The sequence below is a fragment of the Pannonibacter phragmitetus DSM 14782 genome (genome assembly GCF_000382365.1).
Lineage (GTDB): Bacteria > Pseudomonadota > Alphaproteobacteria > Rhizobiales > Stappiaceae > Pannonibacter > Pannonibacter phragmitetus.
The window spans coordinates 45,164-58,492 of sequence record NZ_KB908233.1 but is presented as its reverse complement, the minus strand read 5'-3'; the positions used below and the strand labels follow the sequence as shown (position 1 = coordinate 58,492).

Below are 13,329 nucleotides of genomic sequence, written 5' to 3'. Positions count from 1 at the left end.
AGAGGATGGAACAATGGGATGATTCGACGGCACATACAGACGCTCAACAGACAGGCAAGAAAGCACTCCGCGTGACACGGAAAAATCCGGCGGCGGAGAGGCAGCAACAGCGGGGAACGATGAACGTGACGAGTGGAGCAGTTGAGCGGCCAGCCGCCTCCCAGCCGGTGATTTCGGCGAAGGATCTGTGCCTGACCTTCGAGACGAATGACGGGCCGGTCCATGCCCTGTCGAACATCAATCTGGACATTGCCAAGGGCGATTTCGTCTCCTTCATCGGCCCTTCGGGTTGCGGCAAGACCACGCTGCTGCGCGTCATCGCCGATCTGGAGCAGAAGACCTCCGGCGAGATCAGCGTCAACGGCACCACCCCGGAAAATGCCCGCCTCGACCGCTCCTATGGCTATGTGTTTCAGGCGGCCGCGCTCTATCCCTGGCGCACCATCGAGAAGAACATCGCTCTCCCGCTGGAAATCATGGGCCTTGCCAGGGCGGAGCAGCAAAAGCGCATTGCGCAGGTGCTGGAGCTGGTGGAGCTCGGTGGCTTTGCCCGCAAATACCCCTGGCAGCTCTCCGGCGGCATGCAGCAGCGCGCCTCCATTGCGCGCGCCCTTGCCGTTCAGCCTGATCTGCTGCTGATGGACGAGCCCTTCGGCGCGCTGGACGAAATCGTGCGCGATCACCTCAATGATCAGCTGCACCAGCTCTGGGCCAAGACGAACAAGACGGTCGTCTTCGTCACCCACTCCATCCCGGAGGCGGTCTATCTCTCCACCAAGATCGTCGTCCTGTGCCCGCGCCCCGGCCGGATCTATGACATCATCGAAAGCGACCTGCCGCGCGAGCGGACGCTGGACATGCGCGAGAGCCCGGAATTCCTGAAGATCGCCCACCGCGTGCGCGAAGGGCTGAAGGCGGGGCATGCCTATGATGACTGAAAAGGGCAAAACCGCACGGCTTCTATCGGGCTCCACCCTGCCCGTCCTCACGCTCCTGCTGGCGATCCTCGGCCTCTGGTATGTGGCAACGGTCGCCCTCAATGCCCCATTCCAGCGCGACATCTATACCCGCGCCGGCCAGACGGATGTGCCTTTCACACAGCTTGTCGCCGACACCATGATGCAGGAGCGGCCCGTCATGCCCTCGCCGCAGCAGGTGGCGGTGGAAATCTGGGACACGACGGTCAACAAGCGCATCACCTCCAACCGCAGCCTGTTCTACCACACCGGCATCACCCTCTCCTCGACGCTGACCGGCTTTGTTCTTGGCACGCTGCTCGGCATTCTCCTGGCCGTCGGGATCGTGCACAGCCGGGTGCTGGACAAATCGCTCATGCCCTGGGTGATCACGTCCCAGACCATTCCGATCCTGGCAATTGCGCCCATGATCATCGTCGTCCTCAATGCCGTCGGGATTTCGGGGCTTCTGCCCAAGGCCATGATCTCGACCTACCTGTCCTTCTTTCCCGTGACAGTGGGCATGGTGAAGGGGCTGCGTTCGCCGGAAATCATCCACATGGACCTGATGCACACCTATTCCGCTACCAAGCTTGAAACCTTCTGGAAGCTGCGCCTGCCCTATGCGGTGCCCTATCTCTTCACCTCGATGAAGGTCGGGATTGCCGCAAGCCTCGTTGGCGCCATCGTTGGCGAGCTGCCGACCGGCGCCGTTGCGGGTCTCGGGGCGCGGCTGCTGGCCGGGTCCTATTACGGCCAGACGGTGCAGATCTGGTCGGCGCTGATCATGGCTGCCGTTCTCGCCGGGCTTCTGGTTTCCCTTATCGGCCTTGCCGAAAAGATCACCCTCCGCCGCATGGGGATGAGCCGATGATCCAATCCCGGCAGAACACCTCCTTCAGCAGCACGGCGCTCCTTGCCGGTGCCAGCCTGCTTCTCACGCTCATTGGCCTCACCAGCATCATTTTCGCGCCAGATCTCGGCGTGGTTGAAATGCCGCGTGTTGCCATTGCAGTCAGCCTCATGGCCATCATGGGCGTGCGCATCATGCTCGGCTTCCAGCAGAACCGCATCGGCGATGTGGCCATCGGCATCGTCACCGGCATTTCGGCCCTGCTGCTGATTGGCGTGGCGCATCATCACCGCGGGCAGGCCGCTCCCGGCTTCTGGGCGCTGGTGATCGCCATCTGGCTGTCGGCCTGGCTGCTGGCGAGCCGCCTGTCGGCCTGGCGCGGTCTCGGCATAACGGCAAGCCGACTCGTCAATCTGGCCATCCCGCTCGTCTTCGGCCTGACGCTGCTGGCCCTGTGGGAGCTGATCACCGTTGGCGCCGGGGTGCCGCAGGTGCTGCTGCCCGCCCCATCCGCCATCGGCCTGCGCATTGCCGGATCTCTGCCGATCCTCTGGGCGGACTTTCAGCAGACGTTCCTCAAGGCGGTGATCTTCGGCTATGTGGCCGGCTGCGGCTCGGGCTTTCTGGTGGCGCTGATTGCCGACCGGGTGCCCTTCCTGAAACGCGGCCTTTTGCCCATCGGCAATCTGGTCTCCGCCCTGCCGATCATCGGCGTTGCGCCCATCATGGTGATGTGGTTCGGCTTCGACTGGCCGTCGAAGGCCGCTGTCGTCATCATCATGACCTTCTTCCCCATGCTGGTGAACACGGTCGCAGGCCTTGCCGCTGCCGATGCCATGCAGAAGGACCTGATGCGCACCTATGCGGCCAGTCACGGCCAGACGCTGCTGAAGCTGCGCCTGCCCATGGCCATGCCCTTCATCTTCAACGCGCTGAAGATCAACTCCACCCTCGCCCTCATCGGCGCCATCGTGGCGGAATTCTTCGGCACGCCCATCGTCGGCATGGGCTTCCGCATCTCGACGGAAGTGGGCCGGATGAACCTCGACATGGTCTGGGCGGAAATTGCCGTGGCGGCGCTGGCTGGTTCCCTGTTCTATGCCGGTGTTTCGGCGGTCGAGCGCTGGGCCACCTTCTGGCATCCGTCCCAGAGAGGGTGAGCGAAAACAGGCCCCGCAGCTTCACGCGGGGCCTGCCAGCCGGTAAGGTCCGGTTTCAAAAGACACTCTCCTACCGGATTCTCTCATGAAACATGGCCGCGATATCTCCGTTCTCATCGACATCATGGCCGCGCTGCGCACGCCGGTGACCGGCTGCCCCTGGGATCTGGAGCAGGACTTCGGCACAATCGCGCCCTACACGGTGGAAGAGGCTTATGAGGTGGCCGAAGCCATCAGCCGCAATGATCTGGATGATCTGCGTGAGGAACTGGGCGATCTGCTGCTGCAGGTCATCTATCACGCCCGCATGGCCGAGGAGCAAGGCGCCTTCAGCTTCCCCGATGTGGTCGAGGCGATCACGAAGAAGATGATCCGCCGCCATCCGCATGTCTTCGGCAGCGAGGAGGCCCGCTCCTCCGGCATGGCCAAGGGCATGTGGGACAGGATCAAAGCGGAGGAAAAGGCCGAGCGCAAGGCCCGCCGGGCCGCTCAGGGTCTGCCGGACACCGAACCGGGCTATCTCGACGCGGTGCCGTCCGCCTTCCCGGCCCTGATGGAAGCGGAAAAGATCCAGCGCCGAGCGGCGAAGGCCGGCTTTGACTGGGACACGCTCGGCCCCGTCTTTGCCAAGATCCGCGAGGAGCTGGACGAGCTTGAAGCCGAACTCAAGGACCACACGCCGCCAGCCGTCACCGGCTCCGTGCCCGATGCTGTGAAGGACGAACTGGGTGACGTGCTCTTTGCCGTTGCCAACCTTGCCCGTCATCTCGAAGTGGAACCGGAAGCGGCCCTCAAGCGCACCAACGCCAAATTCCGCCACCGCTTCGCCGCCATCGAAGCCGAAGCCACCCGGCGCGGCACCACGCTGGAGGCGCTCACTCTGGACGAGATGGAAGAAATCTGGCAGGCGGCGAAGAAGAAATAAGACGGCTAATTAAATTCAGTGTCATCCTAGCCAAGCGCAGCGCGAGCCGGGAACCACTCGTTTCCAGAGCGGTGGATGTGTTGCCGAAAGGGTCAGGCAAACTGACTTGAGAGCCTCTCAAGCGCTCTGCAAGCGAGTGGATCCCGGGTCCTCACTGCGTTCGGCCCGGGATGACCGCTGTTCGTGTGGCAAAGGCACCGGCTGTTTCCGGGATTAGCCCGTGTGGCGCCTGAGCATTTCCAAGGCGTGATGCGTCAGCATCTCAGAACCTTGGATTGAGCCCTGCCTCAATCCGCCCCGGAAATATAGGCGCCGTAGCGGCTGCGGAAGGGGCCCTTCTGCTTGTCGGAGATGCGCACCGTCAGTTCGATGACCTCTTCACCGTCCACCCGCTCCAGCACCTCGCCCATCTGGTAGAGACCGGCCAGCAACTCGCCGTCCGTCACCGGCAGGGCAAGCTCGAAGCGGTCATCGCCCACGGCCATGAAGGCCTCGATGCGTGACAACAGCGCCGGGATGCCGTCGCCTGTCAGGGCAGACAGCGCGATGGCGCCTTCCGGACCGTTGGCTTCCAGCAGCTTTGCGCGGCGTTCCGGATCGAGATTGTCGATCTTGTTCCACACTTCCACGACCGGCGCACCGGTCTGCGGATTGACGCCAAGGTCGGCCAGCGTGCGGCCCACATCCACCGACTGGGCATCGCTGTCATCGTGCGAAATGTCGCGCACATGCAGGATGAGATCGGCTTCCAGCACCTCTTCCAGCGTGGCGCGGAAGGCGGCGACCAGATGTGTCGGCAGTTCGGAGATGAAGCCCACGGTGTCGGAGAGGATCACCTCGCGCCCGTGCGGCAGGCGGATGCGGCGCAGCGTCGGGTCCAGCGTGGCAAACAGCAGGTCCTTGGCGAAAACATCCGATTGCGTCAGCCGGTTGAACAGGGTCGACTTGCCGGCGTTGGTGTAGCCGACCAGCGCGATGACCGGCTGGGGGATCTTCTTGCGCTTCTTGCGGTGCAGGTCACGGGTGCGGCGCACCTGATCCAGTTCCCGCTCCAGCCGCATGATCTTGTCCTGGATCTGGCGGCGGTCCGCCTCGATCTGGGTTTCACCGGGGCCGCCCATGAAGCCGACACCGCCGCGCTGGCGTTCAAGGTGGGTCCAGGAGCGCACGAGGCGGCTCTTCTGCCAGGTCAGATGGGCAAGGTCCACCTGCAGACGGCCTTCCTTGGTGCGGGCGCGCGCGCCGAAGATCTCCAGGATCAGACCGGTCCGGTCGATCACCTTGGTCTTCATCGCCTTTTCGAGATTGCGCTGCTGGATCGGCGTCAGTGCATGGTCGATCACGACCACGTCCACTTCGCCCTCTTCCGCTGCGCGCGCGATTTCTTCCACCTTGCCAGGACCCAGGAGCGTCGCAGGACGCGGCGTGTGGATGCGCGCGATGGAGGCGGAAACGATCTCAAGCTCAATGGCGGCACACAGGCCTACGGCCTCTTCCAGCCGCGCCTCGGGCGTGCGCGTGGGCGGCGGCGTGCCTTCAAAGCCTTTGGGAAGCCGCTCCGGCAGAACCGGCTCGATCACCAGCGCCCGGGAAGACGGTCCCTTGAAGACAAGTTCACCACCGGGGGCGGCGGGCTCACCATGGCCATCACGCCTGCCCCGGCTGTCTTCCCCGTCCAGCCAGTCCTGATCTCCAAAATCGTTGCCGGAGCTGCCCTCTCCGGCCTGTCTGTTCTTGCGAGCCAATCAGGCGCCTGCTTTTTCGGCGCCTTCTTCACCGCCTTCGAACAGCTGCACGGGGCCGTTCGGCATGATGGTCGAAATGGCATGCTTGTAGACAAGCTGCGAATGACCATCCCGGCGCAGAAGAACGCAGAAATTATCAAACCACGTCACCACGCCCTGAAGTTTCACGCCATTGATGAGGAAGATCGTCAGCGGAACTTTCTGTTTGCGGAGGTAGTTGAGGAAGGTGTCCTGCAGATTCTGTGCACGCTCAGCCATGAGTCTTCTTATCCTGTTTCTGTCGTCCGCGGCCGGGGCATCTGACATGATCTTGTTGTGCGACCGGCAAACGAGGCAAAAAACACAAACGTAAGCGCCTCTCCCGGATGAACCGGGCGCCGATGGTCAAGTTTACAACAAGTCTCGTCCGTTACCCCAGCACTATTTCATATCATCAATATATTTCATCAAGATGGGTTGCTGTATGGAACTGCTTGCGCAACTCCGTCGCAACAGTCCCAGGATGGCCGTTGCCGACCGAGACCCCATCGAGACTGACCACCGGCATGCAGATGGTGGAGGCGGCCGTCACGAAAGCCTCGCGCGCTGTCTTCGCCTCTTCCAGCGAGAACGGACGCTCTTCAAAGCGCAGGCCCTCGCGCTCGACCAGATCCAGAACCACGCTGCGGGTGATGCCGCGCAGGATGCCGCTTTCGGCCGGGCGCGTCACCAGAGCGCCGTCCTTCGTGACGATCCAGGCATTGGTCGAACCGCCTTCGGTGACATAGCCGTCCTGATCCACGTACCAGACTTCCTTGGCGCCCTGCTCGCGGGCATATTGCTTGGCCAGCACGTTCGGCAGCAGGCCAACGGTCTTGATGTCCACACGCGGCCAGCGGTTTTCCGGGTGGCTGACAACGGCGATACCCGTCTCTGCCTGCTTGTCGGAGGCAGCCGGATTGGTTGGCTTGGCCGTGATCACCAGCGCCGGTGCGATGGGCGTCAGCGGGAAGAAGTGATCGCGCCGGGCCACACCGCGCGTCACCTGCATGTAGACAATGCCGTTGCGCACCTTGTTGCGGCGGATGACTTCCTTCAGAACCAGCGTCAGCGGCTTATGTTCCATCGGCATGGGGATGCGCAGCTCGCTGCAAGAGCGCTCCAGACGCGCCAGATGGCGCGGGCCATCCACCAGATTGCCCTGCCAGACCTCGCAGACCTCATAGACGCCATCGGCAAACTGGTAGCCACGGTCTTCCACATGCACGGCGGCCGAAGAGTGTGGCAGGTACTGTCCATTCACATAGGCAATGCGGCTCATGAGAACTCCTTACGGCAAAGGCCGGAACGTTGGGCGGGCAAGGCGGGAGGCGGGTGCGGGAGAATACCCTTTCAGCACATCCTGACCGGCGGATCAGAAGAATTCAAGGCTGACGCGGAACATCTGCTCCACCTGGCGCACCCGGTTAGCCATGGCAAACATGACGATCCGGTCGCGCGCCTGGATCTGCACATCGCCATTGGGGGTCAGAACCTTGCCATTGCGGAACACCGCACCAATGCGGATACCGTCCTGCAGGTCAACTTCGCGCAAAGGACGGCCGACCAGCGGCGAGGTTTCCAGCGCTTCGGCCTCGATGATCTCCGCCGCGCCATTGTGCAGCGACTGGACGCCGCGGATGCGGCCCCGGCGCACATGCTGGAGAATGCGGGAAATCGTCACCGCACGCGGATTGATGAAGGCATCGATCCCCAGCGCATTGGCAAAGGCCGGATAGCTCGGATTGTTGAGCAGCGACAGGTTGCGCTTGCAGCCAAGCTTCTTGGCCATGACGCAGGAGAGGATGTTCACCTCGTCATCATTGGTCAGCGTGATCATGGTATCGGCGGTTTCTACATCCGCCTCTTCCAGGATCCCCTGATCCAGCGCGCTGCCGTGAAGAATCACGGTACGCTTCAGCTCATTGGCGATGCCGACAGCGCGCTCGCGGGACGATTCGATGATCTTCACCCGGGTGGATGTCTGGCGCTGCTCAAGGGCGCGGGCAACGTAAAGACCAATGTTGCCGCCGCCGGCAATGACGACACGGGTGGCTTCCGGTTCCTCGTGACCGAAGATTCCGAGGGTGCGGCGCACCTGATCGCGGCGGGCCACCACATAGGCAAGATCGCCCACAAGCATGCTGTCGGAGCTTTTGGGGGCAAACAGCTTGCCGCCCCGGTTGATGCCGACGACCACGGAGCCAAGATCAGGGAAGAGGTCTGTCAGCTGGCGCAGCGGCGTGTCGACAACTGGGCAGTCTTCCTCGCAATTGACGCCGATAACCACGACCTGATCATCGGCAAAGCGCATGGTCTCCACTGCGCCGGGCAGCGACAGGCGGCGCAGCACCATGTCGCCCACCTCGATCTCCGGCGAGATGATCACGTCGATGGGCAGGTTTTCACGGGCAAAGAGATTGCTCCAGCGGCCCTGGAGATAGCTCTGGGCACGCACGCGCGCGACCTTGGTCGGCACATTGAAGAGGGAATGGGCCACCTGGCAGGCAACCATGTTCACCTCGTCATAGAGCGTGACGGCGATGATCATGTCCGCTTCGTCTGCACCAGCCTGCGCCAGCACATCCGGATGGGCGCCGTTGCCGACGAAACCGCGCACGTCAAGCTGATCACCGATGGCAGCAATCAGCTTCGACGACGAATCGATCACTGACACATCGTTCTGTTCCGCAGCCAGACGTTCGGCGATGCCGTAACCGACCTGTCCTGCCCCGCAAATGACGACCTTCATCGGTCACATGTCCCCGTTTGAAGCGCTTTCACTGCGCTAGTCTCACGATAGACCTAACGACTTCAGCTTGCGATGCAAGGCTGAACGTTCCATGCCCACGAATTCTGCGGTGCGCGAGATGTTGCCGCCAAAGCGCTTGATCTGCGCCTGAAGATATTCGCGCTCGAACACTTCGCGTGCATCGCGCAGCGGCATGGACATCAGATGCTCGCCGCCGCCATTGGCCGGAAGGCTTGGCACCATGGAGCCGACTTCCGAAGGCAGGAGATCCGCCGTGATCACGGCCTCGGGGTCTGCCCGGGTGAGGATCATCAGCCGCTCCACATTGTTGCGCAGCTGGCGGATGTTGCCCGGCCAGTCGTGGGTCTGCAGCACTGCCATGGCATCATCGCCGATGCGGCGCATGGGCAGGCCTGCGGAGGCGGAAATCTGCTCCATGAAGTGCCGCACCAGGATCGGCACATCCTCGCGCCGCTCGGCCAGCCCCGGCACGCGCAGCGGCACGACGCCAAGGCGGTGGTAGAGGTCCTCGCGGAAGGCGCCGTTGGCGATTTCCTCTTCGAGATTGCGGGCGGTCGAGGAAAGAATGCGCACGTCAACCTGCACGCGGGTGGAGCCGCCAAGGCGGGTGAAGGTCTGGTCCACCAGCACCCGCAGGATCTTGCCCTGCGTCTCGCGCGGCATGTCGGCCACTTCATCGAGATAGAGCGTGCCGCCATGCGCCTCTTCCAGCGCGCCAACCTTGCGCAGGTTACCGCCTTCATCCTCGATGCCGAAGAGTTCCTCCTCCATGCGGTCGGGGGTGATGGTGGCAGCGTTGATGGCAACGAACGGCCCCTTCGCGCGCGGCGACAGCTCGTGCACCTGACGCGCGGCCAGTTCCTTGCCCGCGCCCGACGGGCCGGAAATCAGAATGCGGCTGTTGGTGCCGGCGATCCGTTCGATGGTCTGGCGCAGCTGGTTGATGGCCGAGGACTCGCCGATGAAGCGGGAGGCATCGCCGCTGCGCTGCTTCAGGTCGCGGATCTCGCGCTTCAGCATGGAGGCTTCCAGCGCGCGCTCCGTGATCAGCAGCAGCCGGTCGGCCTTGAACGGCTTCTCGATATAGTCATAGGCGCCGCGCTTGATGGCGGAAACGGCGGTTTCCACATTGCCGTGGCCGGAAATGATGACGACCGGAAGATCCTTGTCCTGGGCCTTGATCTCGTCCAGCAGCGCCAGCCCGTCGAGGCGGCTGCCCTGAAGCCAGATGTCCAGCACCACGAGGGACGGCCGCCGCTCCTTGATGGCGGCAAGCGCCGTGTCACTATCGCTGGCCGTGCGCGTGCCATAGCCCTCGTCATCAAGGATGCCGGCGATCATCTCACGGATATCGGTCTCGTCATCGACGATCAGGATGTCATAGGCCATGGCTCGTCACTTGTTCTTTGATGTCGGATGGGGTTCCGGACTCCGCTCTTCCGGCTTGCGCCGTGCTGTCTTCGGTGGCGGGCTGTCCGATGATGAGGCGCACCATGGCGCCGGTTTCGTCCGGGGCAAGGTCCGGCGCGTCCAGCAGCTCGATGCTGCCATTGTGGTCTTCCATGATCTTGCGCACGATGGCGAGGCCAAGGCCGGTGCCCTTTTCGCGCGTCGTCATGTAGGGCTCCAGCAGCTTCTGCCGCTCCTGGCTGGGCAGGCCGATGCCATTGTCGATGACATCGATCACGGCCTTGCCGTCGTCATGCCTCGGCCGGATGCGGATGCGGCCCTTGGGCAAATTGTCTCCGCTGCGGCCGGAGATGGCCTCGGCGGCATTCTTGATCACGTTGGTGAGTGCCTGACCGATCAGGCGGCTGTCAAAACAGGCTTCGATGCTCTCTTCCGGCAGATCGGTCTTCACCTCGATTTCCGGATTGCCGACGCTCTGCATGAAAGCAGCTTCCCGCACCGTGTTGCGCAGGTCAGCCATGGACTTGGCGGGCTTGCGCATGCGGGCAAAGGAAGAGAACTCGTCCACCATCTGGCCGATATCGCCGACCTGCCGGATGATCGTGTCGATGCACTGGTCGAAGACGGAGCGGTCGTCCTCCACCTTCTTGCCATAGCGGCGGCGGATGCGCTCGGCAGACAGCTGGATCGGGGTCAGCGGATTCTTGATTTCATGGGCGATGCGCCTTGCCACATCCGCCCAGGCCGAATTGCGCTGTGCTGACACAAGGTCGGTGATGTCGTCGAGGGTCACCACAAAACCATGCTCGCGCCGGGTGGAAAGCTCGGTGGTGATGCGTGCATTCACCGTGCGCTCCCGCCCGCCTGTCCGCAGCGAAATCTGCGTTTCCTTGATCCGCTCGCTCTCCTTCGCCAGCGCCTCGCTGACAAACCCGGCCAGCTCCGGAATGACATCAGCCAGCGGACGGTCGAGGATCTCGCTCTCCTCCACCCTCAGCAGATCCCGCGCCGACCGGTTGACGAGCGTGATGGCACCGTCATCATCGATGCCGATCACGCCGGTGGTAACGCCGGAGAGAACCGCTTCGGTGAAACGGCGGCGGCGGTCAATCTGCTCGTTGGCCGCCAGCAGCGCATCGCGCTGGCCGCGCAGCTGGCCGGTCATGTTGTTGAAGGTGGTGCCGAGATTGGCGAGATCGCCTTCCGACTTCTCGGTCATCACCTCCACATAGAGATTGCCCTTGGACACCTGATCCGCCGCCGAAATCAGACGCCGGATGGGCGACACGAGCCGGTTGGCAAAGCCGAAGCCGATCCAGATGGCGGACAGCAGCAGCACCAGCGCCACGCCCAGATAGACGAGCGCGAAGGCGATCTGCACGCCAAAGCGGCTGCGCTCCAGCTGGCTGTATTCACTTGCCCCTTCTTCGGCGAGGCGCTGGTAATCCAGCACACGCTGATCCACCGTCCGGGCAACATAGAGATACATGCCGTCATAGGCATCCAGTTTGACGATGCCCCCGACCAGATTGGACCGGCCCGGAGCGATCAGAACCGCCTCTCCCTCATCCGCCTTGGCATAGACGTCATTTGGCGGCAGCAGGATGTTGACATCGGGCACCAGGATGACGCGGGTGACGACCGTGCCATCCGCCTTCAGCAGGAACGCTGCCACGATGCCGCGCAGCTGTGCCTGACCGGCGAAGAAGGCATCGAAGCGCGTGGGCTCGAACTCATAGACCGCCTTGGCCTGATCCACATCCTGCGACATGGCGATCAGATCGCCGCGCAGCACGCGCGCATGTTCCTGCAGATAGGCCTGCGCCACAGTCAGGGCATTGTCGATGATCTGGCGTGTGCGCTGCTCGAACCAGCGGTCGAGGCCCTGATCGAGCGTGATGGCCGCAAGAATTGCCATCAGGATGGCCGGCACTGCGGCGATGAGGCTGAACATGGCGACAATGCGCACATGCAGCCGAGCCGCCGCCCTGCCCCTGCGCCGTGCCTGCACAAGCTTGAAGATTTCCCGGCCGATGATGCCGACAAGAGCCGCGCCAAGCCCGCCATTGACCATCATCGCAACCCAGACGACTTCCGGCGTCGGAGCAATCGGGGTCAGTCCCGTCAGCACGGCAAAGGTGACAGAAATCGCCAGGAGAGCGGCCAGCATCACGGCCAGACCGGCTCTGCGGCCAGCACGGCCGCGCGACCCCTGGTCCAAATCCGCGGGCGGGTCACGTTCCAGTATCATCAGTCCTCAAGGCAAGGCGAAGGGAAGAATCAGAAGTGCAACGCAAACACATATGCGCGGCTTTGGTACCACACACTGTTGCCTAAATGCGACAAGATTGCGGCCAAAGCTGCAACAGGTCCGCGTCACTACGGACCTCTTCGCCGTTGCATAAGCAAAGGACCCGTGTCCATAAATCAGGAGGACGGATGTGAACCTCAAATAATATGCTGAACAGTGATCTGCTTTCATAGGGGCTGAAGCAAAGATGACGAAGAAAATCCTTTTGACCGTTGCAACGGTTGTTGCCGTCATTGCAGGGTCCGTCTTTGCCTGGTTTGCAACACGCCCCACACTTCCGCCTGAGATCGCTACAGCCAACGGCCGCATCGAAGCCGAAACCGTCCAGATTGCGGCCAAGACAGGCGGGCGGGTGCTGGAAGTGACTGTCCGGGAAGGCGATCTGGTAGAGGCCGGTACGGTTCTCGCCCGGATCGACACGGATGAACTGGATGCCCGCAAGGCTGGCGCCGTGGCACAGGTCAGCGCCGCCGGTGACGCGGCCAATACGGCAGAAGCACTGATTGCACAGCGCGAGAGCGAACTGAAGCTGGCGGATCAGTCCCTTGAGCGTGCGAAGACCCTGCGGGAAAACGGCCACGTCTCGCAGCAGGAGCTGGACCAGCGCCAGACCGCCCGCGAAACCGCAGAAGCCGCACTCAGAGCGGCCCGGGCACAGCTTGCCAATGCCCGCAACACCGTCACGGCAGCGCAGGCCGAGGTGGCCCGGATCGAATCCCTGATCCGCGACAGCGTCCTGACCGCGCCGATCACCGGCCGCGTGCAATACCGGCTGGCCGAGCCCGGTGAAGTGGTGGCAGCCGGGGGCCGTGTGCTGACACTGCTCAATCTCACCGACGTCTACATGACCGTCTATCTGCCGACCGCCAGTGTCGGCCGCGTGTTCATCAATGCCGAGGCGCGGATCGTGCTGGATGCGGCTCCCGATCTGGTGATCCCGGCCAGCGTCTCCTTCGTCGCCGCCGATGCCCAGTTCACCCCGCGCGAAGTGGAGACCCGCTCCGAGCGGGACAAGCTGATGTTCCGCGTCAAGCTGCGCATCGATCCGGCCCTGCTGACCGAATATCTGGAGATGGTCCGCACCGGTTTGCCCGGCGAGGCCTACGTGATGATGGCGCCGCCCGTGGCATGGCCGGAGTCTCTGGCGGTGCGTCTGCCGGCACCCCGGTGAGGCGGCC

General features: G+C 63.0%; 11 protein-coding genes. 5 read left to right on the top strand and 6 right to left on the bottom strand.

What is annotated here, in order from left to right:
* Positions 1–119 precede the first annotated feature (119 nt).
* The 4 genes from H163_RS0119630 to mazG all read left to right on the top strand — a co-directional run bounded on the left by H163_RS0119630 (position 120) and on the right by mazG (position 3,894).
* Entirely contained in the window at positions 120–938 is an 819-nt protein-coding gene (locus H163_RS0119630; RefSeq protein WP_040679293.1) for an ABC transporter ATP-binding protein, read from the top strand.
* Positions 928–1,830, top strand: coding sequence for an ABC transporter permease (locus tag H163_RS0119625; protein WP_019966328.1), 903 nt, complete (start codon positions 928–930; stop codon positions 1,828–1,830). Before H163_RS0119630 ends, H163_RS0119625 begins: the two co-directional genes overlap by 11 nt.
* Positions 1,827–2,969 carry an ABC transporter permease gene (locus tag H163_RS0119620; protein WP_019966327.1) on the top strand — a complete coding sequence of 381 codons (1,143 nt, stop codon included), beginning with the start codon at positions 1,827–1,829 and terminating at the stop codon, positions 2,967–2,969. The genes H163_RS0119625 and H163_RS0119620 overlap by 4 nt, the downstream gene beginning before the upstream one ends.
* Positions 2,970–3,054: 85 nt before the next feature.
* Positions 3,055–3,894, top strand: coding sequence for a nucleoside triphosphate pyrophosphohydrolase (mazG, locus tag H163_RS0119615; protein ID WP_019966326.1), 840 nt, complete (start codon positions 3,055–3,057; stop codon positions 3,892–3,894).
* 287 nt (positions 3,895–4,181) lie between these two features.
* Here the strand turns inward: mazG and hflX are convergent, their stop codons facing one another.
* From hflX to H163_RS0119580, 6 genes are all read right to left on the bottom strand, one after another.
* Positions 4,182–5,639, bottom strand: coding sequence for a GTPase HflX (gene hflX, locus H163_RS0119610; protein ID WP_019966325.1), 1,458 nt, complete (start codon positions 5,637–5,639; stop codon positions 4,182–4,184).
* A complete protein-coding gene (gene hfq, locus H163_RS0119605; protein WP_019966324.1) occupies positions 5,640–5,897 on the bottom strand; it encodes an RNA chaperone Hfq in 258 nt (85 codons plus the stop codon).
* A 175-nt stretch (positions 5,898–6,072) separates the two neighbouring features.
* On the bottom strand, positions 6,073–6,939 hold the full coding sequence (locus H163_RS0119595; protein WP_019966323.1) for a D-amino-acid transaminase: 867 nt from the start codon (positions 6,937–6,939) through the stop codon (positions 6,073–6,075).
* A gap of 93 nt (positions 6,940–7,032) precedes the next feature.
* The gene (gene trkA, locus H163_RS0119590; RefSeq protein ID WP_019966322.1) at positions 7,033–8,409 is read right to left on the bottom strand and encodes a Trk system potassium transporter TrkA; all 1,377 of its coding nucleotides are present in this window, start codon (positions 8,407–8,409) and stop codon (positions 7,033–7,035) included.
* Between the two features lie 42 nt (positions 8,410–8,451).
* On the bottom strand, positions 8,452–9,819 hold the full coding sequence (ntrX, locus tag H163_RS0119585; RefSeq protein WP_019966321.1) for a nitrogen assimilation response regulator NtrX: 1,368 nt from the start codon (positions 9,817–9,819) through the stop codon (positions 8,452–8,454).
* Positions 9,809–12,091: a sensor histidine kinase NtrY-like gene (locus tag H163_RS0119580; RefSeq protein ID WP_019966320.1), complete on the bottom strand. Its 2,283-nt coding sequence runs from the start codon at positions 12,089–12,091 to the stop codon at positions 9,809–9,811. Before H163_RS0119580 ends, ntrX begins: the two co-directional genes overlap by 11 nt.
* 247 nt (positions 12,092–12,338) lie before the next feature.
* Here H163_RS0119580 and H163_RS0119575 point away from each other — a divergent pair, with 247 nt between their 5' ends.
* The gene (locus H163_RS0119575; protein WP_019966319.1) at positions 12,339–13,322 is read left to right on the top strand and encodes an HlyD family secretion protein; all 984 of its coding nucleotides are present in this window, start codon (positions 12,339–12,341) and stop codon (positions 13,320–13,322) included.
* Positions 13,323–13,329 lie beyond the last annotated feature (7 nt).

Excerpts from the sequence above, each read along its gene's own strand:
- H163_RS0119630 (WP_040679293.1), top strand. The coding sequence starts at position 120 with ATGAACGTGACGAGTGGAGCAGTTGAGCGGCCAGCCGCCTCCCAGCCG.
- H163_RS0119625 (WP_019966328.1), top strand. The coding sequence starts at position 928 with ATGATGACTGAAAAGGGCAAAACCGCACGGCTTCTATCGGGCTCCACC.
- H163_RS0119620 (WP_019966327.1), top strand. The coding sequence starts at position 1,827 with ATGATCCAATCCCGGCAGAACACCTCCTTCAGCAGCACGGCGCTCCTT.
- mazG (WP_019966326.1), top strand. The coding sequence starts at position 3,055 with ATGAAACATGGCCGCGATATCTCCGTTCTCATCGACATCATGGCCGCG.
- hfq (WP_019966324.1), bottom strand. The coding sequence starts at position 5,897 with ATGGCTGAGCGTGCACAGAATCTGCAGGACACCTTCCTCAACTACCTC.
- H163_RS0119595 (WP_019966323.1), bottom strand. The coding sequence starts at position 6,939 with ATGAGCCGCATTGCCTATGTGAATGGACAGTACCTGCCACACTCTTCG.
- trkA (WP_019966322.1), bottom strand. The coding sequence starts at position 8,409 with ATGAAGGTCGTCATTTGCGGGGCAGGACAGGTCGGTTACGGCATCGCC.
- ntrX (WP_019966321.1), bottom strand. The coding sequence starts at position 9,819 with ATGGCCTATGACATCCTGATCGTCGATGACGAGACCGATATCCGTGAG.
- H163_RS0119580 (WP_019966320.1), bottom strand. The coding sequence starts at position 12,091 with ATGATACTGGAACGTGACCCGCCCGCGGATTTGGACCAGGGGTCGCGC.
- H163_RS0119575 (WP_019966319.1), top strand. The coding sequence starts at position 12,339 with ATGACGAAGAAAATCCTTTTGACCGTTGCAACGGTTGTTGCCGTCATT.